Source organism: Lysinibacillus macroides, from assembly GCF_001281525.1.
Lineage (GTDB): Bacteria > Bacillota > Bacilli > Bacillales_A > Planococcaceae > Lysinibacillus > Lysinibacillus macroides.
The window spans coordinates 1,218,262-1,239,961 of the sequence record NZ_LGCI01000005.1 but is presented as its reverse complement, the minus strand read 5'-3'; the positions used below and the strand labels follow the sequence as shown (position 1 = coordinate 1,239,961).

Here is a 21,700-nt window from a genome sequence, read left to right as displayed (position 1 = left end):
GTGATTTTTTCACAATGACGACACCAGAGCAGCTACAACTACTCGAAGCAGACATTGAACAAACATTATTTACATTAATTGACCTGGCACTGGATGAAAACTACTTAGAGATGAATGAGCATTTTGCCCAATTACTTGCAAAGGTGCAGGCAGCACAGTTAATTGATTATAAGCTTGATGTGCTTGTAGACCCGCAAGCATTTGCACCTGAAACACGTATACTCCTACTAAGTTTAATAGAAGCGAAAGCAAGGCCTCGAAAAAGGAAAAAGCTGCTAACACATCGTATTATTTTAAAAATATGGCTCCGGAAAAATCAGCGCTATCTAAAAGAAATTTTACCTCAAATGTTTTAGGCGCTCCTTTACTTGCTAAGGGCGCCCTTATAATTGTTGCAACACTTCTTTTATTTTTCCCGCAATTGTGAGATCGAATTGGGTTTTATGCTGTGAAACATCTAAATTAATATACACCGTTTTTCCCGTTGTCATCATAGGCAGTTGATTGACAGGGTACACTTCGAGACTTGTACCAATGACAAGAACAAGCTCAGCAGCTTTAATTGCCTCTATAGATATATGCCAGCTTGCCTGTGGTAGGCTTTCTCCAAATAACACAACATTTGGGCGTAGCTGTCCACCGCAGTGTATACACTCAACCTTGTCAAAGAAATGTTCCATTGCAGCAGCTTGCTGGCAGCGATCACAACGAATGGTGCGTATGGAGCCATGAAGTTCCTCCACTCGTTGACTACCTGCCAATTGATGAAAACCATCTACATTTTGCGTAGCAATTAAGGAAACCATTCCTCTTTTTTCCCAATCTGCTAAAATATGATGCCCTTCATGTGGCATCGCTTTTGCTAAATTTTCAATACGCATTTTATAGAACTCATGAAATAATGCATAATTTTGCGCTAATGCCTCCGTTGTCGCGACAGTGCGAGGATCAATATTGTTCCACCAGCCTGATGCAGAGCGAAAATCAGGAATACCACTTTCCGTTGACATGCCAGCACCTGTTAAAACAACCGTATTTGTCGAGGCTTGCAGCCATTCACGTAATCGTTCGATTGTCATTGTCATTCCTCCATTTCACCATACTATTTCGACAAGAAAATTCGTTTTCCTGTCAATTTATTTAGATTGCTTCATTGGAAATGGAAATATCCATTTATAATTGACAGCTATCATTCGAATGAAGACAATCAACACAACAATAATGGATAATTCAAGTGGGCTACTCCAGCCAATCCAAATACAAAAAGCACATAAAAAGGTCAATACAGCATGAATTTCCTCCCTTAATGCCAGTGGTGTTCGACCAGCTAACAAATCACGAATCATTCCACCTCCTACCCCTGTAAACATACAAGCAATCATAATAATGCCTAGATCATGATCCAAGCTTTTGGCTAGTAGTCCTCCTTGTAGCGCAAAGGATGCAAGCCCAATTGAATCAAAGAAATAGCCCCAGCGGTTCCAGTGATGGATCCAATTTCTTTTTATAAATAAAATCACTGTTAGCGTGATCAGTACAACGAATAAGGATTGACGATCCCATATCGCTGAAACTGGTATATCGAGTACAATATTGCGAATAATAGACCCACCATAAGACGTTACAAGCCCAAGCACAAATATGCCAATAAACGAATAGCGAGCCTGTAATGCCACAAATGCTCCACTGATCGCATACGCAATAATGCCAATTATATGTAATACTTCCCACGTCATATCCATTATTCCTCCCTTATGTCTACAGCAAAAAGCCCACCATAAAATAGTTGCGCATCTGTTACGCAAGCTATTTTATAGTGGGCTAATACCTAAGCAGGTGTCCCTACTTATTTATCCATCTCACCATTCATTCATAAAAAATTTCATGGACGTGAAGCAATCCAACAATTACCTAACGACCATAAAATTTTCTAATCAAATTGTAATTGATTTCGTTTTTAAACTCAATATAAATTTTCATTAGAGTGTTTCATAGATAATCTGCCCCATTTGACTAATATCATAATCCCCTAGTGCAACCACCTCTTCCTGGAAATCTGCTGCTGTTAAAATTTCCTTTACCGTGCGTATCAATGCTTCATTTTCCACCGTTTTAAAGAGCACAATATCATAACGCTCCTTCACCACAGGGACAAAATCAACATTCATGAGCTTGGCTATTTTTTCAATGCCTATGCCAATATCTGCATGACCATTTGCCACAGCAGAGGCTACATCGATATGGCTCATGCCCTCATTGTCATACCCTTTAATCATCGATGGCGTGATCTGATGAATGCGCAATTGCTCATCTAATAATGTCCGCGCACCTGAGCCTTTTTCACGATTGATCAACTGAAATGATTTCGTTTTAAAATCGTCAAAGGAATGTATGTGCAAAGGATTGCCTTTCTGCACATAAAAGCCCGCCCTGCGTGTGATAACATTGATGAGTAGAAAGGCATGGCTGACAAAAATCCTTTTAAGGTAAGGTGTATTGTAATCACCTGAGTCACCATCATACATATGTAAGCTCGCAATATCACATTCACCATTATACATCGCCATTACCCCGTTTAAGCTACCTTCATGGGAGCGCAGCACCTTAATGGATAGTCGCTTTTCAATATATTTTCCTAATAAATCTAATACGAAATCCTGTCCACTTATAATAATTTTTTGCTTATTTTGAGGAGGGCTGGCTACTGCTGGTGGGGTAGCTCCTGTTTTACGCTTTTGTATATAGCTTTGTAAATCCGCACGATCCACGCGCATTTGACGACCAACACGAAAAACGGGTAAATCGCCCTTTTTCACTAAATCATAAATCGTTAATTTCGACACCTTTAATAATTGTGCAACCTCTTCAATTGTATAGGATTGTTCTTGTGACATGTAAACCTTCTCCCCCTATAAACCTCTTCCATCTATCGTAACGTATTTATAACGCTATGAATATCTTGAAATTTTATATTTCATTTTCATTTATAACTGATTATAATTAGTTATATCTTGTTATAACTAGTTATAAAAGGAGTACAATTCATATGAAAAAATTTTATTGTTTCTTTCCTCTATTATTACTACTCGCTTGTGTTATAGCGGGTTGTAGTAACCAAGAAAAAGACACACAAGTAAGCGACGAACCTATCGAATTAACCATTTCTGCGGCTGCTAGCTTACAAGATGCTTTAGAGGAATTAAAAACAACCTACGAAAAAGAGCATGATACCATCACATTGCTCTACAACTTCGGTGGTTCAGGTGCATTACAGCAACAGATTTTACAGGGTGCGCCTGCTGATCTATTCTTTTCAGCAGCAGAAGATAAATTTGATGCACTCGTAAAAGAGGATATGATCACGGCTAACCAAGGAACAGACCTTCTAGCAAATGAGCTTGTCTTAGTTGTTCCGAAAACCAATAGCAAACAGATTCAATCTTTTGAGGATTTAGCGCAGGCAGATAAAATTGCACTCGGTACGCCAGAAAGCGTTCCTGCTGGGCAATATGGTGTGGAAACCTTAAAAAATTTGAATCTTTGGGAAGCAGTAGAGCCTAAAGTTGTTTATACAAAGGATGTACGCCAAGTGCTAACGTACACAGAAACAGAGAATGTGGATGCGGGTATTGTTTATAAAACAGATGCCCTTGTATCAGAGAAAGTAGATATTGTGTCAACTGCCAGTGATACGATGCATACACCGATTATTTATCCTGTAGGGGTTATCAAGGATCGCCCACATGCACAGGAGGCGGAAGACTTTTATCAGTTTTTACAAAGTGCTGAAGCGATGGCTGTCTTTAAAAAGTATGGCTTTAAAGGGGTTCACTAATTAAATGAGTACCGATTTTTGGTCTCCTGTGAAGCTGTCGATTGAAATTGCCTTTGTTGCAGGCATTCTTGCAATAATCGCAGGGATTCTGCTTGGCAAATGGATGGCTACTCGCCGTTTTAAAGGGAAGCTGTTACTTGAAACCGTATTGTTACTACCACTAGTATTGCCTCCAACAGTTGTAGGCTTTTTGTTAATTATGCTATTTGGAAAAAATAGTGTTTTTGGTCATCTGATTATGTGGCTTTTTCATCAGCCTGTCATGTTTACATGGTGGGCGGCTGTGATTGCCTCGACCATTGTCGCCTTTCCATTAATGTATCAATCGGCTAAAACAGGCTTTGCCTCTGTTGACCCAGATATTGAAAATGCTGCGCGTATAGATGGGGCTAATGAATGGCAGGTTTTTCTCTATATATCTGTGCCGCTTGCATTGAAAGCACTTGTTTCAGGAGGCATATTAAGCTTTACACGCGCTTTAGGGGAGTTTGGGGCAACATTAATGTTTGCTGGCAATATTCCAGGGAAAACGCAAACAACACCACTTGCAATTTATATGGCGATCGATACAGGTAATATGCCACTTGCTTGGGCATGGGTCTTATGCATGATCGGTCTGTCATTTTTGATGCTGCTCAGCATTCATCTGCTCAAAGTGTAAGAGGTAGTTGGCTGCTCACCAACTACCTTTGATACTGTCGTTATCCACCACTAATTGGTGGAATAAAGGCAATGGTATCACCTGATTGAATCATCGTTGTATCTGTGGCAAACTCCTCATTGATCGCTACCATAATAGATTGCAGTGAAAGCTGTGGGTATTGCTTTTCTAGCCAAGCCTTTAGTTGATCCACTGTTATATCCGACAGCTCTACTGATAACTTCGACTCGCCTACCACTTCCTGTAAATGTGCAAATAATAGTATATGAATCATGCTAATCCTCCTTGTCAATAGATGGCTGTCCCTGAGGGTAAGGGATATTTTCTAATTGATCACCGATCCATTCACTGCCATCTTCCCAAAATTCCTTTTTCCAAATTGGCACAATTTGCTTCATACGCTCAATGGCATATTCATTTGCCTGATAAGCCATTTTACGATGGGGAGATGACACCGCAATAACGACTGCAATATCAGAAATCGCTAAATGCCCAACGCGATGCGTAATTGCCACCTTTGCTTCAGGCCATTGTTCATGGATTTCTTTGGCAATCTGCTCAAACATTTTCACTGCCATTGGTGGATAGGCTTGATATTCTAAGTGTACTGTTTTTTTGCCATTTGTCAGCTCTCTTACTGTGCCAATAAATAGTGTAATCGCCCCTGCATTGCGGCTAACCACCTTTTGGCGTACTGCCTCCACATCAATTGGTTTTTCTGTTATATCAAACAATCATTTCCCCTCATTTCTGTCCATAAAAATTCCATATACTGTACTGGGTCATCTATTGAAAAAGCTGGAATCGCTAGTGATGTATCCACTTTACAGCCCTGCCAATAGAGCACACAGAGAATATTCGACACTTGTTGCAGTAAGACTTGGTCTTGTGCTGTTCGTAAAAGTACGACCTTTGGATAAGGTTCTTTTTTATAGCCCTCAACTAAAATCAAGTCCATTGGCAAGTCGGCATAAATCGCTACTATATCGGCAAGCTGCCAGCTATTTTGATGAATGCTTAGACGCAATGTTCCGCCGCCCTCTACCGCTGTGACGCTTGCCCCTGCCTGCTCATGGCGCAGACTATCTTTCGTTGTTTCAATCATGGGAATACCGCCATGTCCATGATGCTTAATGGTTCCTACACGTAGCCCTTTCACTGTCGCGTGTGCAATTAGTTGCTCCATCAAGGTCGTTTTCCCGCTATTTTGATAGCCTACGATTTGGAGGATTTTTTGATGTTGTCCCAAGGCCATTCACTTCCCTGTAAATCTTCTAGCAATAAAACAGCCACCTGCCTACCCTTTTCATAGCCTCTTGAGCCGCCTGGTAGCATAATAAAGGCATTGGCTGCTGCTAGAGAAGAAACGGCGCTTGATTTATCAAAGCCAGATGGTACAGCAATAAGCTGCCCTTTCTCATAGTAGGCACTCGCTCGTACAAAGCGGGTAAATGGATTAGGTTTTGTAAAATCTGCTCCTAGTATGGCTTGTTCTCTGCGTAAATGTGGCTGCGGATTGCCAAAGGCTGTGCGGATAATCGGGCGTACAAATAGCTCAAAGCCCACATAACAGGCGGATGGATTGCCAGAAAGCCCGAATAGTAATTGCCCATTTCGAGCAGCTACCGTTGTGACACTGCCTGGGCGCATAGCTACTTTATTAAACAGGACATCCGCTTGAATAGCTTGATAAATGGCAGGCAAATAATCATAATCTCCTACTGATACCCCGCCTGTCGTTAGTAAAATATCCACTTTCTGCAATGTTTCTCCAACAATTTCAATACATAAGTCAAGGTCATCACTAAGCTTGCCAAAGTATTGAACCTCCGCTCCTGCACGTTCAATTTGTGCCATTACCATATAGGCATTACTATTACGAATTTTGCCTGGCTGTAACGCTTCCTCTGGCTCTAGTAGTTCACTGCCTGTCGCAATGACACCGACCGTTACTTTGCGAAACACTGGTACTTGCTGGTAGCCAAATGTGGCAAGTAACGCCATCACACCTGGATTGATGTATTGCCCTGCAGTAATAAGCGTTGTTCCCTGTCGCACTTCTTCGCCTTTATAGGAAATATTTGTTCCTGCTGCAAAGGAGCGTTTAATGGACATATAGGTTTGATGATTTACCTCAAATGTCTGGGTTAATTCAAGCATGACAACGGCATCACAGCCCTTTGGAATCGGCGCACCTGTCATAATCCGTACTGCTTGTCGATAGCCAACGTCCTCCTCATAGACAAAGCCAGCCCCAATTTCCCCTACAACCTGAAAACGAACAGGATGCTCAGATGAAGCCTCTTGACTATCAATGGAGCGGATTGCATAACCATCATAGGGTGAACGATCAAAGGCGGGTATATCCTGATCTGCTATAATAGCTTCTGCAATAACACGCCCATGTGCTTGTGTTAGTGGCACAAACTCTTTTTTTGCTGGAAAGGCATAATCCATGACACGTTGCACAGCCTCACCTACAGCAATTGGTTTTCTTTTTTCGACCATTTCATCCACTCCCTTAACCTAATAAACGATAGTAAATACTTTGTGCTTGTTGAATATCTTGAATACCATGAATAACAACCCGTCCATCCTGGAAAATAACCACACGATAATCCGCTGCTTGGCAAGCTAGCAAATAAGGATTAAGCTGAATCTCACCATACGGACGAAGCTTAGTTGCCAACTGCTCTAACTGATAATAAATCGGCTTGGCTGGTCGAATTTGAACCGCATCACGGCCACATAATACCGCTAATTTTGTTTGATTGTCATAAGATAAATAGGGGTATGTAGGGTTTTGACCACAGGAGGGACAATCATCCTGTTGCATTGTATCCACATTGATTTCATAATGCTGATTTTGCCATACATCAAATGTTAAATAGCTTTTGCGTAAGGCCTTCTCATCCCCCACTGCTAGCTTTAAAACCTCAGCCACTTGATAAGCAGCTACCATTTGCACGGCTGGGCTAATAATGCCTGCCGTATCACAGGTCATTCCCGTACGGGGCATCACCTTTAGCAGGCAATGCAAGCATGGTGTTTGCCCAGGCACAATTGTATATGTTGCGCCATAGCTACTAACACAGGAGCCATACACCCATGGAATGGTATGTTTTTGAGCAAGGTCATTCATGAGAAAACGCACATCAAAATTATCGGTTGCATCCATCATTACATCGATATCTGCTAGCAGTGGCTCTAATGACGCTACACTGGCATCTATAATGGCTGCATGAATATCGACCTCTGTATTTATTTCTTGGAGTCTTTTTTTAGCTGCAATCACCTTGGGCATTTTGTCTTGTGCATCTTGCTCTGTATATAATTGCTGCCTTTGCAAATTGCTCCACTCTACATAATCGCGATCAATAATCGTTAGCTTGCCAATGCCTGCCCTTACAAGTGCCTCTGCGCTCGCACTTCCCAATGCGCCAGCGCCAACAATAAGAACATGTTTTTGTCGAAGTGCTTGCTGCCCGTTCTCACCAATTGGGCGAAATAATTGTTGTCTTGAATATCTATTCTCCATAAATGTTTGCCTTTCTTTCTATGAATTTTCGTTTGACCTTTTCGTTGATAGCATTATAATGAAAACAATGTTTGCCAGCGTAAAGGAGGTTTTTCATGATGCATCCCACACATCAGCAGCTATCGATTCAAGCTGCCATTTTAACTGTAAGCGATACCCGTACAAAGGCAGATGATCGCAGTGGACAGCGTATTCACACATTCCTGCAAGAGGCTTCATTTGATATTATAGACTATCAACTAACAAAGGATGAACCAGCGAGCATTTTACACTATATTCAGCAGTGGTGTGCGCGTCCTGACATTAATACGATTATCGTGACAGGCGGTACAGGATTTACACCAAGAGATCAAACCTACGACACCATTGTTCCTCTTTTTGATAAGGAGATGACGGGGTTTGGCGAATTATTTCGCACACTCAGCTATGAAGAGATTGGGCCGAAAGCAATGTTTAGCCGTGCCACAGCAGGTAGCTGCCAGCAAACAGCTATTTATCTGTTGCCAGGCTCTACCAATGCCGTCACACTCGCTATGACGAAACTGATTAACCCTACTGTGCAGCATTTTGTTGGAGAGCTGAACCGCCTATGAATATGGCAGGTGTTCTATTAGCAGGTGGTCAATCCTCTCGCTATGGCCAGCCTAAAATGTTTGCGTTATTTGCTGGTCAGCCATTATATAAACAGAGTCTTACAGCATTACAGCAAAGTCAATTAGACCCCATCATCATAGCGACAAATGCCAGTCTACAGCCATATTTTACAGAGGAGCATGTTCAATGGCTAATTGATAAAAAGCCACATCAAGGGCCTCTTTTTGCCCTACATACAGTTCTCACAGCCTACCCTGAAGTGGAGTGGTTTTTTATCGTTGCCTGTGATATGCCTTGTATGAATGCACCATTTATTCAACAAATGCTTGGCTTTATCGATAATCAGTATGATGCCATTGTGCCAAGGCAGGGAGAACGCTACCAGCCACTAGCGGCATTGTATCGTCGCACTGCATTAGCTAAAACAACGGCGCTGATCCAGCAAAACAAACGCAATATGAGGGCGTTATTAGAGCAGCTTCGTGTGTGCTATGTGCCATTTACAGAGCATGAGCCCGCATTTATTAATATCAATGCGCAGCAAGATTGGGCGCAAATCGCTAACAAGGAGAACAACCATGACTAAATTTTCACACTGGAACGAAGAAGGTCGCCCGAAAATGGTCGATATTTCAGCGAAAGAAATGACAACACGGACAGCTATTGCGCGCAGTACCATTACATTATCTGATGAGGTCTATCAAGCCATCCAACAAGGTGGCATCAAAAAAGGTGACCCTACACATGTAGCACAAATTGCGGGTATTATGGGCGCGAAAAAAACAGCCGATATGATTCCAATGTGTCATCCCATTATGCTACAGGGCACAGACCTGCAATTTGACTATACAAAGACAAAAGATGGCTATGAGCTCCATATTCAAGCAACGGTGAAATGTAGTGGAAAAACAGGTGTTGAAATGGAGGCACTCATGGCTGTCTCCATTGCAGCCCTAACCTTTTACGATATGTGTAAAGCCGTTGATAAAGCAATGGTTATTAAAGACACCTATTTGGTGGAAAAAACAGGCGGTAAAAGCGGCACATTTATGCATAAATAAAGGGTTTTCACACATTCCCACGTTTTTACAGGCCACCCGCCCCTGATTTTATGCTTGGAAGCAGGCTTTCGCACCCAAAACATCTGTTCATATAGGATAAACAAAAAAATCGGACATGAATGAGCCGATTTTTTTGTTTGCCTCTGCTTATCCGCCAATATGAGACATTTCAATTTTCACGCTTTGTCTTTTCGCTCTCGTCTGTTCATTGCGTTCATCTGAATAACGATCTGTTCGATCGCCCCAGACATGTGCAATGTGCTGGCGAATCATTGCATCATCCTGCCCTGTGCGTAACAGCTCTCTTAAATCCGTGCCTGCTGTTGCAAATAAGCACGTATATAAGGTTCCCTCTGCCGATAGACGGGCACGCGAGCAGGTGGAGCAGAAAGAATCCGTGACGGAAGAAATCACACCAATTTCGCCTTGCTTGTCCTGATATTGATAACGTGTCGCCACTTCCCCTTTGTAGTTTGGGGCAATAGCTTGTAACGATGAAAATTGCTGTACTTGATCGAGAATTTCCCTTTTTGATACAACATCATCAAGCCGCCAGCCATTTGAATTCCCAACATCCATATATTCAATAAAGCGTAAAATATGCTGCTTTTCTTTGAAAAATCGTGCCATTGCTACAATATCCTGATCATTTTGCCCTTTTTGAACAACCATATTAATCTTGACCTGCAAGCCCGCTTCTGCTGCCTTTTCAATGCCCTCTAATACAGTGCTAACCTTGCCACGCTGACCATTCATCTCAAAAAAGCGCTCGTTATCCAGTGAATCTAAACTAACAGAAACACGCGATAAGCCTGCCTTTGCCAATGGCTCTGCATATTTTTTTAATAAAGTACCATTTGTTGTAAGTGCAATATCCTCAACGCCCTCAATCTGATGAATACGCTCAATTAATGTAGGCAAATCACGGCGTAATAACGGTTCGCCACCTGTAATACGTATCTTTTTTACACCTAATGACACAAAAATGGTGACTAAGCGTTCAATCTCATCAAAACTTAATATTTTAGCAGACGGTAAAAATGCGTAATCTGGACCAAATACTTCTGCGGGCATGCAATAGCGACAGCGAAAATTACAGCGATCTGTCACCGATATTCTTAAATCTCTTAATGGTCGTTGGTATTGGTCTTGTAGATTCGTCATTTAATCTCCTTCTTTCAATACCTCATTTGTAGGTAATAAAATGCGTTGTGAGTGTGTATAAATATTCAATGTGTTGTGACGAATAAAGCCTACTGCTGTAATCCCTAGCTGCTCTGCCAATTGTAGAGCTAATTCTGTGGGTGCTGATTTTGACAGCACAATTTCACAGCCAATCTTGGATACTTTCAGTAAAATCTCCGAGGATATTCGCCCACTAAAAACAATAATTTTACCTTGCATACTGATGTTGTGGCGCAGACAGTAGCCATAAATTTTATCTAAAGCATTATGACGGCCAATATCCATGCGACTTAACACAATACCATTGACATCGCATAGTGCCGCATTATGCACACCACCTGTTTTTTTAAAAATATCAGCACTATCCTGCATCGCAAGCATTAAACGAAAGCAATCATCAGACGTAATTTGCACATGGATGTCGTCCATTTTTTTTGCTACTAATGCATCATTTGTAAAAACAAAGCCTTGACGACTCATGCCACAGCAGGATGTAATATAGCGTTTATTTTGTGTTTGCTGATAGTAAGGATTGACATGCTTTGTGCGAATATGGACAAAGCCCTGTTTTTCCTGATGCCATATTTCCTCAATATCCTCATAGCTGCGGATCACACGCTCAGAGGCAAGATAGCCAATGACCATATCCTCTACATACTCAGGCGTACAAACCATCGTGACAAATTCCTGTCCATTAATCTTGACTGTCACCGCATATTCTGACACAACGAGATCATCCATTGTTTTCACTTGCTGATTGTCCACACGAAAAATTTTCCTTGTGATGGCTCGCTCCATATGGCATCCTCCTTACTCACTGATGTTCTTGTCAAAAACAAAGACAGAAATCGCAAAATCCTCTTCAATTTTAATGTCTGAAAAGAGGTGGAGTAATTGACTGCCCATTAATTCCTCCATTCCTTCAGGCGGTGATTGTGTATATAAATCTTGAATCATACTTGTGCGAGCTGTACGTACCATCTGTAGCCCTTCAGGTGTACTGGCAATAAATTTTTCGGTTGGTGTAAGATTGCCATATAAAGTGGACACAGCCATATTATCCACAAAAACGGTATGAATACGCTCTGGACCTTTCCCAAATATTTCTTTGCGCAGCTTTCGAATGATATCGTTAAATTCATGTACCTTTTTAGACATAGCTATGCTTCCCCCATCGTTCTAAGACTTTTGGATGCCGTCTCTATCAGGGTCACCCTTACAGTTTGTTAATGATATAGTAACTTGCAAAAAAATAAAAGGGCAAATATTTTAGACAATCCATATTGTTCATTTAACCAAAAAGGACTATAATGGTGAGGAACAGTAATGGAATTAAGCTATTTTAATGGTTGAATTCTATTGTTACGCACATAAAAGTAGATTGAGTTTTTAGCAAGACCTGCTAAGAATTTTATCCACCATGAAGCATAAACATGTCCAAGACGTGTTTTTTCATGGTGGATTTTTTTATGCGAACATTGAACAACTTGCTACACTCTAGCAATTTAAGTGTAGCTTCAAGGTTATGAAGGAATTACAATAATAGCAAGACAATCTTTTACTAAAATCATTCACTTGATATGTTATTCCCTTTTTCTTTGAAGCTATAACAATTGTTCTAGTCAACTTAACATGCAAAAGGAGGAAGACCCCTTGACTCAAATCAATATTAATGGCGTACCGTATGATGCAACAGAAGGCGCTACAATCCTTGATACCATTAATCAGCATGACATTGCCCATCCTCAAATTTGTCGTGTGCCAGCTGTTGACCCTATTGAGACATGTGATACATGTATCGTTGAGGTAGATGGCCAATTAGTGCGTTCCTGCTCAACGAAAATTACTAATGGCATGGATGTTTTACTAAATTCAGAAAAAGCAAAGGCTGCGCAAACCGAGGCAATGGATCGCCTACTGGAAAATCACCTACTTTACTGTACGGTTTGTGACAACAATAATGGAAATTGTACATTGCACAACACCGCCGAGCTAATGGAAATCGAGCATCAAAAATATCCCTACAAGCCAAAAGTAGAACCCAATGAGGTGGATATGTCCCACCCATTTTACCGCTACGATCCCAACCAATGTATTGCATGTGGGCAATGTGTAGAGATTTGTCAAAATTTACAGGTAAATGAAACACTGTCTTTAGATTGGGAGGCAGAAAGACCTCGCGTTATTTGGGATACGGGCGTGGCGATTAATGATTCTTCCTGCGTAGGCTGTGGGCAATGTGTCACTGTCTGTCCGTGTAATGCCCTAATGGAAAAATCCATGCTTGGAGAGGCTGGATTTATGACGGGGCTTAAGCAGGATATGTTAGATCCGATGATTCATTTAATTAAAGAAGTGGAACCCGGCTATAGTGGTATTTTTGCGGTATCTGAAATCGAAGCAGCGATGCGGAGTAAGCGCACGCGAAAAACCAAAACCGTCTGTACGTTCTGTGGTGTCGGTTGTTCATTTGAAGTGTGGACAAAAGATCGCAAAATTTTAAAAGTACAGCCTTCAGAGGGGCCAGTAAATGCCATTTCTACCTGTGTAAAAGGGAAATTTGGCTGGGACTTTATCAACTCGGAGGAGCGTATTACCAAGCCTTTGATTCGTAAAAATGAGGAATTTGTAGAAGCATCTTGGGATGAGGCACTCGATTTAATTGCTACAAAGCTTGGTGGTATTCAGCAGCAATATGGCCCTGGCTCTGTTGGCTTTATCTCCTCGTCTAAAATTACGAACGAAGAAAATTACTTAATTCAAAAAATGGCACGTCAATTGTTTGAAACAAATGATGTAGATAATTGCTCTCGTTATTGTCAATCCCCTGCTACGGATGGTTTATTACGTACTGTTGGTATGGGTGGTGATGCTGGGACAATCAAGGATATTGCCAAGGCTGGTCTTGTCATTATTGTTGGAGCTAACCCAGCGGAGGGGCATCCTGTTTTAGCAACGCGTGTCAAACGTGCTCATAAGCTGCATGGACAGAAATTAATTGTTGCGGATATTCGTAAGCATGAAATGGCAGAGCGCTCCGATATTTTTATGCGTCCAAAGCCAGGAACCGATCAAGTTTGGCTAATGGCTGTAACCAAATATATCATCGATCAAGGCTGGCATGATGAAGCCTTTATTCGAGAAAATGTCCTTTATTTTGATGATTTTAAACAGGTGCTTGAAACCTATACACTTGATTACGCTGAGGAAATGACGGGTATTAGCAAAGAAACATTGATCGAAGTGGCTGAAATGATTCGTGATGCAGACGGCACATGTGTACTTTGGGGTATGGGTGTAACACAAAATACCGGTGGCTCTTATACTTCAGCTGCTATTTCAAATTTACTTTTAGCAACAGGTAACTATCGTCGTCCAGGTGCTGGAGCCTACCCGCTGCGTGGTCATAATAATGTACAAGGCGCCTGTGACATGGGGACATTGCCAAATCTATTGCCAGGCTATCAACAAGTGACAGATGATACAGCCCGTGCCAAATTTGAAAAAGCCTATGGTGTTAAAATTCCATCACAGCCAGGACGTAAAAACGGACAAATGCTTGATGCGATCATGGAAGGCAAAATGAAGGCCATGTATTTAGTGGGTGAGGATATGGCGCTTGTGGACTGTAACGCCAACCATATAGATGAAGTGCTGTCACAATTAGATTTCTTCGTTGTGCAGGATTGCTTCCTATCACGTACAGCGCAATATGCAGATGTGATTTTACCTGCTGCACCATCACTTGAAAAAGAGGGAACATTTACTAATACAGAACGTCGTGTGCAGCGGCTGTATCAGGTTTTACCAACTCTTGGTGAGTCAAAGGCAGACTGGGAAATCCTTCAAGCAGTGGCACGTCGCTTAGGGGCAGATTGGCATTATAATCATCCAAGTGACATTTTCGATGAAATGGCGAGTCTATCTCCCCTTTTCTCACAGGCTAACTATGATGTTTTAGAGGGCTGGGGTAGCTTCTGCTGGGGTAGCCATGATGGCACAGATACACCATTATTATATGAAGACGGTTTTAATTTCCCTGATAAAAAAGCTCGTTTTGCTTTAAACGATTGGGTGCAACCAGTTGAATTTGAGGCACAGTACGATTGTCATATTAATAATGGTCGTATGCTTGAACACTTCCATGAAGGAAATTTAACAAATAAATCACAAGGGATTCAATCAAAAGTACCCGAAATTTTCGTTGAAGTATCACCAGAATTGGCAAAAGAACGAGGCATTGCAGATGGCGCCCTACTCCGTTTGGTGTCTCCATATGGTGCCTTAAAGCTAAATGCCCTTGTCACAGATCGCGTGCAAGGAAATGAATTATTTTTACCAATGAACTCTGTTAGCAAAGATTCAGCCATTAATTTCTTAACAGGCCCTGCTGCAGATGTCAATACATCAACACCAGCCTATAAGCAAACAAAGGTACGAGTAGAGGTGCTAAAACCAAAAGGGAAATCGCCGCTTCCGCGTACAAACCCACGCTATAAAAAGCGTCATCCTCAAAATGGTGTTGAGGTACAACGAAAATGGAATCGTCCTGGCTACGTTCACTTAACAACCATTAACGAAAGAGAGTGAGAGCATGGCTGTACCCATTACAAAAATAAAAAAGCAACCATTCACAGAAGAGCAACTCAAGGAGCAAAAATTAGCCAATCTACAGCAGCTATTATCAGATAATGAAGAAACGGTCAATCAAGTTTTTAGCATTATGGCTGAGTTAAATGATATTGGTGCACTAGAGGCAGCGATGAAGCTATTAGAAGCAAAAGAGGACGTTGCTCATATTGCCCTTGAACAATTAACGCGCAAGCCTGTGACCAATATGATTAATAATGTAATGGGCGTCGCTGGCGCATTGACTGAGCTAAATCCCGAAACAACCGCAAAGCTGGTGGAAGGGTTAAACGCTGGTGTAGAAGAAGCTAATAAAGCACTTGAAACTGAGGAAAAAATAAGTGCCTTTAAACTGGTGAAAATGCTCAATGATCCAGATGTCAATCGCGCTGTTCAATTTGGCGTCCATTTCTTAAAAGGGCTTGGCAAAGGCTTAAAAGAATAGATTATAAAATCCGCGAGTGTGCTTGCTACACTACGCGGATTTTTCTTATGAATAGCCTGCCTTTTTCAATACTTGCATAAAATAAAAACGGTAGGTGTTTTGGACAAAGGTTTCTAATGGTAGTCCAACATGTAGCTGGTATTTGGTAAAAATAAAATAAAATCGTTTATTCCATTTTAAACGTAATAATGCACCAGCCTCCTCACCATATTTGTCCGTAAATTCCTCGATTAAGGGCTCAATCATGCTAGAGCAATATGCTTTTAAATTGGCCAGTGCCTCTCTATCCTTGTCCCTTTGAAAGCGTATAATCCAAGCTGCTACTTGTTCATTCATGATGTTTCACCCCTTCTGTATGTAGTGCTATTTACGAAATAGGTCGATTCCAGCGTAAATGATAGGTTGCATGAATTTTTTTTGTGTCTTTATCTACTATTAGCAAATGATCTCCCGTTTGAATAATATAATTATTATCTAATGTATGAACACTAGGCTGCTTCTGATATGAATTCACCCTACCTATATTGATTTCCCAGCCAATTGGTGCTTGTTCATATCATACAGCACGAGTAGATGATCTGCACTTTCACGCTTTGTTTGTCGGTAAGAAATAAGCGCTGTTTGTGCCTGTATATCTACATCAATTACTTTTGAATCTAAATTTTGATAGGCTTTTAGAGCTAGCTCCTCTAATACCCTACTACTAAACGCACAAATTTCTTCAGTACCCTTAAAGGCTACTGGTGGGCAGCAAAATAGTGAGGCAAGGTTGTTTCAAGGAAGAAACGTGTTGCTAAATATTCTTTCGCCTGTGGGTCTTCACTTAAATGTTTACCATCATAGCGATAAAACTTGCCATCAACACCCTCTACATATAAATTGTTTGGCAAGGCAACGATATCGTGTGGACCATTGCTTAAAATATCAATGAGTGCCTTGTGTTGTTGTCGAAATTCTTTTTCAGAAAGTAGCTCTTTTCCTGTTTCAATATCTAAGAGCGACAATTGTCCAAACTCACCATCACGATGATGAACAAGCAAACCATCCATAAAGTGACCAATAAGCTTTTCTTTATGGCAGGCAGATTTTACCCACTGCTTCTCACCTGTTTGCAAATTAACTACAATCATTAAGTAATGCGAAATTATCTGAGTAATCCCATGGGATACACCATTATTTTCAAGTCCTCGCACCATTTGAACAGCAATGTCCTGCTCTTCATTCTGAATGGGAAAGCCTCGTCCTGCTAACCCAAAAATAAACATGGCAAAATTGCTGGCACTAAAAAAAGCAATTAATAGAATGATAGCTGTTACAACACGGCTACGCTTTATAAGTAAGAAACAATACAAGTAACATTCCTATGCCTAGTACATTCCCCAACACCATATCGTGGAAAAACCAACCATTAAAACGCCGGGAATATATGTATCGTTGAAGAAATGGCTCCATTTCTCCACCTCCTACTAAAATAAGTATAATCCAAGCTCAAGCTCTATTAGCTACTATTTTCTAAAAGAATACGCTTTAAGCATTTGGCAAATTTCCACATTGTATGCCGTATACCATTTATCTTTACCCAATTGTTGCGCTATTAAATGCTTTGCATGTTCCTTCCATGCTTGAATAGCCTCTAATGATGTCCAATAAGATACCGTAATACCCTTTCCTTCCTCATTTCTTACACTTTCAGCACGCAGAAAACCAGGCTGCTGCTGTGCTAAGGCATCTATTCTTTCAGCCATTTTGTCATAGCCCTCCTCGTCCTGCTCTGTTCTTTGTGATGTAAAAATCACTGCATAATATGTTTCCATGTCATTCTCCTCCTTATTTTTATTGTAAACGATCATTACTTTCCCTAAAATCAACTATAGAAAACTGAAAGGATTGTGACACATGGGAATTAATCCAAATATGGCTGAAATAGCTGCACTGCTTGGCGAGACATCGAGAGCAACAATACTTGCTAGTATGATGGATGGTCGCTTTCATACAGCTAGTGAACTTGCCTATATGGCGGCCATCAAACCGCAAACAGCTAGCTTTCATCTTGCTAAATTAGTAGAAGGTAAACTAATAAAAGTTGAAAAGCAAGGCCGACACCGTTATTTTCAATTAGCGAGTGACGACATTGCTCAATTTCTTGAAGCTTTCCTAGCCATCTCCCCTCCACCTGAAGTTCGTTCTTTAAAGCAATCGAGTCAAATCAAATTATTGCAGGCTGCTAGAACTTGCTATGATCATCTGGCTGGTAAGCTAGGCGTTCAATTGACGGAATCATTGGTGGCAGCAGGCTATATAAAGCTGGAAGAAAAACAATTTATACTGACCAATGAGGGCACTTTATTTTTTACCTCATTCGGCATTGATATAGCTGCTTTAAAAAGACAACGGCGCTCCTTTTGTCACACCTGTTTAGATTGGAGTGAGCGGCGTTATCATTTAGCTGGTGCACTAGGTAGTGAACTATTAAACCGACTCCTCGAGCTTGACTGGCTAACTCGTGTTCCATCCATTCGCGCCATTAAAGTAACAGAGAAAGGGAAGGTCGGCTTTAAAGAAATATTTCATTTAGACTGCTAAAATAGAAAGGAACTTGAAGATCGCCTGCTAGTCTCTTTTTTTACTAAAGGTACGATTCACTAAATAAATGCCAATGATAATAAATAACCCACCGATCGCTAACGATGGCTTTAATGGTTCATCTAATAACAGCCAGCCTGTTAAAACACCGAAAAAAGGCGCTAAAAATAAATACGCACTTGTTTTACCTGGATCGCTATTTTGCAGAAGATAGTACCAACCTGCAAATTGAACAATGGAGGAAAAGATAGTCAGCCAAAACAAAATAAATAATGACTGCTGATTTATGACAAAGAACGGTTGCTCTAATAAGAAGCTTCCTAATAAAAGGAGTAGCCCGCCAAATAGCATTTGATAGGCTGATAAAACCCAAGTATCAAATAATATCCCCCATTTTTTAGCTAAGAGTGTTGCAATGGCCCAAAAAACAGCTGATAAAAATCCAAATAGAAGTCCGATTTTCAATTCAACCTGGGCGCCCATTGTAATAATGACGCCTATTAAGCCAAACAAAACGCCTATCCATTGATAGAGTTGGTAACGTGCTTTGGTAAAGATCGTGGCAAATATTACAACCAGTAATGGATTTGTAAATGTTAAAATTGAAGACTCACTTGCTGTAATGGTCCGTAGACTTAAAAAAATACATCCCATGACACCAGCCGTTTGAAAGGCCCCAATCATCAATAGCTTGCTCCATTCTCTCTTTGAGGTGGGATGGGGTCTTTTGAACAGCCTAACAACAACAGCCATCATTATTCCTGCCAGTATAAAGCGAAGTGCTGCTAGTAACAAAGGCGAGGAATATGGTAATCCTAATTTAACGATAGCAAACGATGAACCCATTAAAAAGGTCGTTACAACTAATAAAGCAATAAATTGATAGTTTTTCATAGAAAATCTCCTATCCTAATTTAATAATTATACTAATTATAAACAGAAAGTAGTTCAATGCTTATCGAAGTATGGATTACATCTATACTATTCCACTTAAAAATCTTACCCAAAACAACAAGGGTAAGATTTTTGACTGTTATGAAGTTGCCCTTCTCGACCAAATCACCACAGGAATCAATAGTAAGGATAGCAGCCCTCCTGCCAAGGACAATGCTGCATAGCTTGAATTTGCCACTACCATCCCTGAGAGTGCACCACCAGATGCACCTGCCAGCGCAACAAAGACATCCATTTTTCCCTGTGTTTTTGCACGGGTGGAGGGCTCTGTCGCATCAACGATTTGGGCCGTGCCACTAATTAAACCAAAGTTCCAGCCTAATCCCAGCAAGGACAGTGCTACGATCAGTAAAACCATCGAATCACTTGGTGCAAATGCAGCTAAGAGACCTGCCAATAATAATGTAATACCGGAAGCAATACTCATCGCTGTTCGCCCTATTTTATCGACAAGAATACCTGTTACAAGCGATGGCAAATACATAGCGCCAACATGGAAGCCTATTACAACACCAACCTCTGCTAGCCCATGCCCATGATGCTTCATATGTACAGGTGTCATAGTCATAATCGCCACCATCACAATTTGCGTTAACACCATAACCGTTGCCCCTACAGCCAGACCTCTTTTATTGCTGGATGTAGGTAAGGTTTGGGCTTTATGTTCTTGATTTTTTTGCTTATGGGTTTCAATCGCCTTTGCAATTTCTAAAGGATCAGGGCGCAACATTATAAAAAGCACTAGACCTGCTAGAATAAAAGCAGCAGCCGATAATAGAAAAGGCCCTGCCAGCGCTGGAATGCCAACGGATAGTGCCACTTTCCCCATGAGCTCGACAAGATTGGGGCCTAAAACAGCGCCAAATGTTGTCATTAGCATGGTTGTACTAATGGCTGTTGCTCGCTGCTTGCTATTGGCTAAATCGGTACCAGCATAGCGTGCCTGTAAATTGGTTGCCGTACCCGCACCATAGATTAATAGAGCAGCAAATAATAAAGGTACATTATTTAATACAGCTGCCATCACAACGCCAACAGCCCCTAACCCGCCAACAATAAAGCCCCCTGATAAACCCAAGCGACGTCCATAACGCTGAGACAGCTTCCCTACAGCAAAAGCCGCTACTGCTGACCCTAAGGTAAATAATGCAGACGGTACACCTGCATAGGCATCTGTGCCCAGCATTTGTTGAGCCAACAGCGCACCCACTGTAACCCCCGCTGCAAGGCCTGCTCCACCAAAAATTTGCGATAAGCTAACAACAAATAATACACGTTTATATAAGCTTTTTAGTTTTTCAGGTGACTCTATATACGTCTCTACCGAAACTTGTGCTTTGTTAAACATTTTTCTCCTTCTTTCCATCATCGTCATAATTTTTATTAGCTATTATTTGTTTTTAGCCATTGCGCCCAATCTTTTATGCCTTCCTCTAATCGAAAAGCATTAATGCCTTGTGCCTTCAACATTTCTACAGCCTGTGCTGACATTAAGCAATAAGGCCCTCTACAATAAGCCACAATATCAATGTTCGTTGGTAAAGAAGCTAGTTGTTCCTCAAGCTCTTCAATAGGAATCGACAGCGCTCCTGGGATATGCGCTTTCTCAAATTCCTCTTTCGGTCGAACATCAATTAATAAAACCTCACCTTGCTCCATACGAAGCATCAGTTCTGAAAGTGGTACACCCTCTATTCCAAGCTGCTGATTTAAAAAGGCTTCCTTGATTTGCTGCACTTGTAGCAATTGCTTTTCAGCTAGAGCGTGGAATGTTGTTAAAAAATCAGCAATGATGTCATCTGCTAATTCATAAATAACAAAATTCCCCTCCTTCGTAAACGTTACTAACCTCGCATGTAAAAGTGTTTGCAAATGCTGGGACACATTCGCCACTGACATATCTGTATGTTTGGCTAATGCGTCAACAGATTTTGGCCCTTGAGAAAGAATATCGAGAATTTCTAATCGTTTAGGGCTTGATAAGCTCTTTCCTATTCTAGCGAATTCTTGATACAATAAATCCTTTAAATTACGCTCACTCAATATAGCTAGCCACCCTTCAATTATTCAATAAATTACTTGAATAGTTGAATATTAATGCTTTATTTTTCCATTGTCAACCACTAAATCTATTTCATCAAAATAAGCCACTCCTGTTTCTAGCATTTTTTAACGAAAATACTATTTTTACATAGAGCATTACTTTGAAATTGCC

General features: G+C 41.0%; 26 protein-coding genes. 9 read left to right on the top strand and 17 right to left on the bottom strand.

What is annotated here, in order from left to right; all coding sequences use genetic code 11:
- Positions 1–14 precede the first annotated feature (14 nt).
- On the top strand, positions 15–356 hold the full coding sequence (locus tag ADM90_RS08905; RefSeq protein ID WP_053994620.1) for a hypothetical protein: 342 nt from the start codon (positions 15–17) through the stop codon (positions 354–356).
- A 27-nt stretch (positions 357–383) separates the two neighbouring features.
- On the opposite strand, the gene ADM90_RS08900 is transcribed toward ADM90_RS08905, so the two are convergent.
- The 3 genes from ADM90_RS08900 to ADM90_RS08890 all read right to left on the bottom strand — a co-directional run bounded on the left by ADM90_RS08900 (position 384) and on the right by ADM90_RS08890 (position 2,894).
- Entirely contained in the window at positions 384–1,079 is a 696-nt protein-coding gene (locus tag ADM90_RS08900) for an SIR2 family NAD-dependent protein deacylase (protein WP_053994619.1), read from the bottom strand.
- A gap of 57 nt (positions 1,080–1,136) precedes the next feature.
- Entirely contained in the window at positions 1,137–1,736 is a 600-nt protein-coding gene (locus ADM90_RS08895; protein WP_053994935.1) for a trimeric intracellular cation channel family protein, read from the bottom strand.
- A 243-nt stretch (positions 1,737–1,979) separates the two neighbouring features.
- Entirely contained in the window at positions 1,980–2,894 is a 915-nt protein-coding gene (locus ADM90_RS08890; protein ID WP_053994618.1) for a helix-turn-helix transcriptional regulator, read from the bottom strand.
- A 152-nt stretch (positions 2,895–3,046) separates the two neighbouring features.
- Between ADM90_RS08890 and modA the strand changes: the two genes are divergently transcribed.
- Together modA and modB are read left to right on the top strand one after the other, a co-directional pair.
- Positions 3,047–3,835 carry a molybdate ABC transporter substrate-binding protein gene (modA, locus tag ADM90_RS08885; RefSeq protein ID WP_053994617.1) on the top strand — a complete coding sequence of 263 codons (789 nt, stop codon included), beginning with the start codon at positions 3,047–3,049 and terminating at the stop codon, positions 3,833–3,835.
- Positions 3,836–3,839: 4 nt separating this feature from the next.
- On the top strand, positions 3,840–4,496 hold the full coding sequence (modB, locus tag ADM90_RS08880; protein WP_053994616.1) for a molybdate ABC transporter permease subunit: 657 nt from the start codon (positions 3,840–3,842) through the stop codon (positions 4,494–4,496).
- Positions 4,497–4,536: 40 nt separating this feature from the next.
- On the opposite strand, the gene moaD is transcribed toward modB, so the two are convergent.
- From moaD to ADM90_RS08855, 5 genes are read right to left on the bottom strand one after another with little or no spacing between them, the layout of a single operon-like run.
- The gene (gene moaD / locus ADM90_RS08875) at positions 4,537–4,770 is read right to left on the bottom strand and encodes a molybdopterin converting factor subunit 1 (protein WP_053994615.1); all 234 of its coding nucleotides are present in this window, start codon (positions 4,768–4,770) and stop codon (positions 4,537–4,539) included.
- 1 nt (position 4,771) lies between these two features.
- Positions 4,772–5,230 carry a molybdenum cofactor biosynthesis protein MoaE gene (locus tag ADM90_RS08870; protein ID WP_053994614.1) on the bottom strand — a complete coding sequence of 153 codons (459 nt, stop codon included), beginning with the start codon at positions 5,228–5,230 and terminating at the stop codon, positions 4,772–4,774.
- Positions 5,218–5,751 (bottom strand): molybdopterin-guanine dinucleotide biosynthesis protein B, encoded by a 534-nt coding sequence (gene mobB / locus ADM90_RS08865; RefSeq protein WP_053994613.1) that lies wholly within the window; start codon positions 5,749–5,751, stop codon positions 5,218–5,220. Before mobB ends, ADM90_RS08870 begins: the two co-directional genes overlap by 13 nt.
- Positions 5,712–7,004 (bottom strand): molybdopterin molybdotransferase MoeA, encoded by a 1,293-nt coding sequence (locus tag ADM90_RS08860; RefSeq protein WP_053994612.1) that lies wholly within the window; start codon positions 7,002–7,004, stop codon positions 5,712–5,714. The genes mobB and ADM90_RS08860 overlap by 40 nt, the downstream gene beginning before the upstream one ends.
- Before the next feature lie 13 nt (positions 7,005–7,017).
- Complete coding sequence (locus tag ADM90_RS08855; protein ID WP_053994611.1) at positions 7,018–8,034, bottom strand: thiazole biosynthesis adenylyltransferase ThiF; 1,017 nt, start codon at positions 8,032–8,034, stop codon at positions 7,018–7,020.
- Between the two features lie 98 nt (positions 8,035–8,132).
- Here ADM90_RS08855 and ADM90_RS08850 point away from each other — a divergent pair, with 98 nt between their 5' ends.
- The 3 genes from ADM90_RS08850 to moaC are packed head-to-tail and all read left to right on the top strand — an operon-like array spanning position 8,133 to position 9,689.
- Positions 8,133–8,627 carry a MogA/MoaB family molybdenum cofactor biosynthesis protein gene (locus tag ADM90_RS08850; RefSeq protein WP_053994934.1) on the top strand — a complete coding sequence of 165 codons (495 nt, stop codon included), beginning with the start codon at positions 8,133–8,135 and terminating at the stop codon, positions 8,625–8,627.
- Complete coding sequence (mobA, locus tag ADM90_RS08845) at positions 8,624–9,214, top strand: molybdenum cofactor guanylyltransferase (protein ID WP_053994610.1); 591 nt, start codon at positions 8,624–8,626, stop codon at positions 9,212–9,214. The genes ADM90_RS08850 and mobA overlap by 4 nt, the downstream gene beginning before the upstream one ends.
- Entirely contained in the window at positions 9,207–9,689 is a 483-nt protein-coding gene (gene moaC, locus ADM90_RS08840; RefSeq protein WP_053994609.1) for a cyclic pyranopterin monophosphate synthase MoaC, read from the top strand. Before mobA ends, moaC begins: the two co-directional genes overlap by 8 nt.
- Before the next feature lie 147 nt (positions 9,690–9,836).
- Here the strand turns inward: moaC and moaA are convergent, their stop codons facing one another.
- The 3 genes from moaA to ADM90_RS08825 are packed head-to-tail and all read right to left on the bottom strand — an operon-like array spanning position 9,837 to position 12,032.
- Positions 9,837–10,853, bottom strand: coding sequence for a GTP 3',8-cyclase MoaA (moaA, locus tag ADM90_RS08835; RefSeq protein ID WP_053994608.1), 1,017 nt, complete (start codon positions 10,851–10,853; stop codon positions 9,837–9,839).
- Positions 10,854–11,672: a formate dehydrogenase accessory sulfurtransferase FdhD gene (gene fdhD / locus ADM90_RS08830; protein ID WP_053994607.1), complete on the bottom strand. Its 819-nt coding sequence runs from the start codon at positions 11,670–11,672 to the stop codon at positions 10,854–10,856. It abuts the gene before it with no gap.
- A gap of 12 nt (positions 11,673–11,684) precedes the next feature.
- A complete protein-coding gene (locus ADM90_RS08825) occupies positions 11,685–12,032 on the bottom strand; it encodes a Na-translocating system protein MpsC family protein (protein ID WP_053994606.1) in 348 nt (115 codons plus the stop codon).
- A gap of 474 nt (positions 12,033–12,506) precedes the next feature.
- Between ADM90_RS08825 and fdhF the strand changes: the two genes are divergently transcribed.
- Positions 12,507–15,464, top strand: a complete 2,958-nt coding sequence (gene fdhF / locus ADM90_RS08820) for a formate dehydrogenase subunit alpha (protein ID WP_053994605.1) — start codon at positions 12,507–12,509, stop codon at positions 15,462–15,464.
- A gap of 4 nt (positions 15,465–15,468) precedes the next feature.
- Positions 15,469–15,948, top strand: a complete 480-nt coding sequence (locus ADM90_RS08815) for a helical membrane plugin domain-containing protein (protein WP_053994604.1) — start codon at positions 15,469–15,471, stop codon at positions 15,946–15,948.
- A 45-nt stretch (positions 15,949–15,993) separates the two neighbouring features.
- Here the strand turns inward: ADM90_RS08815 and ADM90_RS08810 are convergent, their stop codons facing one another.
- The 3 genes from ADM90_RS08810 to ADM90_RS08800 form a co-directional block, all read right to left on the bottom strand.
- Positions 15,994–16,284: a hypothetical protein gene (locus tag ADM90_RS08810; protein WP_053994603.1), complete on the bottom strand. Its 291-nt coding sequence runs from the start codon at positions 16,282–16,284 to the stop codon at positions 15,994–15,996.
- A 401-nt stretch (positions 16,285–16,685) separates the two neighbouring features.
- Positions 16,686–17,300: a PA2928 family protein gene (locus ADM90_RS25030; RefSeq protein ID WP_235473387.1), complete on the bottom strand. Its 615-nt coding sequence runs from the start codon at positions 17,298–17,300 to the stop codon at positions 16,686–16,688.
- A 153-nt stretch (positions 17,301–17,453) separates the two neighbouring features.
- Entirely contained in the window at positions 17,454–17,762 is a 309-nt protein-coding gene (locus ADM90_RS08800) for an antibiotic biosynthesis monooxygenase family protein (protein ID WP_053994602.1), read from the bottom strand.
- Between the two features lie 82 nt (positions 17,763–17,844).
- Between ADM90_RS08800 and ADM90_RS08795 the strand changes: the two genes are divergently transcribed.
- On the top strand, positions 17,845–18,531 hold the full coding sequence (locus ADM90_RS08795; protein WP_053994601.1) for an ArsR/SmtB family transcription factor: 687 nt from the start codon (positions 17,845–17,847) through the stop codon (positions 18,529–18,531).
- Between the two features lie 27 nt (positions 18,532–18,558).
- Here ADM90_RS08795 and ADM90_RS08790 read toward each other — a convergent pair whose 3' ends face one another.
- The 3 genes from ADM90_RS08790 to ADM90_RS08780 form a co-directional block, all read right to left on the bottom strand.
- Positions 18,559–19,425 carry a DMT family transporter gene (locus ADM90_RS08790; RefSeq protein WP_053994600.1) on the bottom strand — a complete coding sequence of 289 codons (867 nt, stop codon included), beginning with the start codon at positions 19,423–19,425 and terminating at the stop codon, positions 18,559–18,561.
- 139 nt (positions 19,426–19,564) lie between these two features.
- On the bottom strand, positions 19,565–20,833 hold the full coding sequence (locus ADM90_RS08785) for an MFS transporter (RefSeq protein WP_053994599.1): 1,269 nt from the start codon (positions 20,831–20,833) through the stop codon (positions 19,565–19,567).
- 35 nt (positions 20,834–20,868) lie between these two features.
- Positions 20,869–21,528 (bottom strand): ArsR/SmtB family transcription factor, encoded by a 660-nt coding sequence (locus ADM90_RS08780; RefSeq protein ID WP_053994598.1) that lies wholly within the window; start codon positions 21,526–21,528, stop codon positions 20,869–20,871.
- Positions 21,529–21,700: the final 172 nt, after the last annotated feature.

Excerpts from the sequence above, each read along its gene's own strand:
- ADM90_RS08905 (WP_053994620.1), top strand. The coding sequence starts at position 15 with ATGACGACACCAGAGCAGCTACAACTACTCGAAGCAGACATTGAACAA.
- ADM90_RS08900 (WP_053994619.1), bottom strand. The coding sequence starts at position 1,079 with ATGACAATCGAACGATTACGTGAATGGCTGCAAGCCTCGACAAATACG.
- ADM90_RS08895 (WP_053994935.1), bottom strand. The coding sequence starts at position 1,736 with ATGACGTGGGAAGTATTACATATAATTGGCATTATTGCGTATGCGATC.
- ADM90_RS08890 (WP_053994618.1), bottom strand. The coding sequence starts at position 2,894 with ATGTCACAAGAACAATCCTATACAATTGAAGAGGTTGCACAATTATTA.
- modA (WP_053994617.1), top strand. The coding sequence starts at position 3,047 with ATGAAAAAATTTTATTGTTTCTTTCCTCTATTATTACTACTCGCTTGT.
- modB (WP_053994616.1), top strand. The coding sequence starts at position 3,840 with ATGAGTACCGATTTTTGGTCTCCTGTGAAGCTGTCGATTGAAATTGCC.
- moaD (WP_053994615.1), bottom strand. The coding sequence starts at position 4,770 with ATGATTCATATACTATTATTTGCACATTTACAGGAAGTGGTAGGCGAG.
- mobB (WP_053994613.1), bottom strand. The coding sequence starts at position 5,751 with ATGGCCTTGGGACAACATCAAAAAATCCTCCAAATCGTAGGCTATCAA.
- ADM90_RS08860 (WP_053994612.1), bottom strand. The coding sequence starts at position 7,004 with ATGGTCGAAAAAAGAAAACCAATTGCTGTAGGTGAGGCTGTGCAACGT.
- ADM90_RS08855 (WP_053994611.1), bottom strand. The coding sequence starts at position 8,034 with ATGGAGAATAGATATTCAAGACAACAATTATTTCGCCCAATTGGTGAG.
- ADM90_RS08850 (WP_053994934.1), top strand. The coding sequence starts at position 8,133 with ATGCATCCCACACATCAGCAGCTATCGATTCAAGCTGCCATTTTAACT.
- mobA (WP_053994610.1), top strand. The coding sequence starts at position 8,624 with ATGAATATGGCAGGTGTTCTATTAGCAGGTGGTCAATCCTCTCGCTAT.
- moaC (WP_053994609.1), top strand. The coding sequence starts at position 9,207 with ATGACTAAATTTTCACACTGGAACGAAGAAGGTCGCCCGAAAATGGTC.
- moaA (WP_053994608.1), bottom strand. The coding sequence starts at position 10,853 with ATGACGAATCTACAAGACCAATACCAACGACCATTAAGAGATTTAAGA.
- fdhD (WP_053994607.1), bottom strand. The coding sequence starts at position 11,672 with ATGGAGCGAGCCATCACAAGGAAAATTTTTCGTGTGGACAATCAGCAA.
- ADM90_RS08825 (WP_053994606.1), bottom strand. The coding sequence starts at position 12,032 with ATGTCTAAAAAGGTACATGAATTTAACGATATCATTCGAAAGCTGCGC.
- fdhF (WP_053994605.1), top strand. The coding sequence starts at position 12,507 with ATGCAAAAGGAGGAAGACCCCTTGACTCAAATCAATATTAATGGCGTA.
- ADM90_RS08815 (WP_053994604.1), top strand. The coding sequence starts at position 15,469 with ATGGCTGTACCCATTACAAAAATAAAAAAGCAACCATTCACAGAAGAG.
- ADM90_RS08810 (WP_053994603.1), bottom strand. The coding sequence starts at position 16,284 with ATGAATGAACAAGTAGCAGCTTGGATTATACGCTTTCAAAGGGACAAG.
- ADM90_RS08800 (WP_053994602.1), bottom strand. The coding sequence starts at position 17,762 with ATGGAAACATATTATGCAGTGATTTTTACATCACAAAGAACAGAGCAG.
- ADM90_RS08795 (WP_053994601.1), top strand. The coding sequence starts at position 17,845 with ATGGGAATTAATCCAAATATGGCTGAAATAGCTGCACTGCTTGGCGAG.
- ADM90_RS08790 (WP_053994600.1), bottom strand. The coding sequence starts at position 19,425 with ATGAAAAACTATCAATTTATTGCTTTATTAGTTGTAACGACCTTTTTA.
- ADM90_RS08785 (WP_053994599.1), bottom strand. The coding sequence starts at position 20,833 with ATGTTTAACAAAGCACAAGTTTCGGTAGAGACGTATATAGAGTCACCT.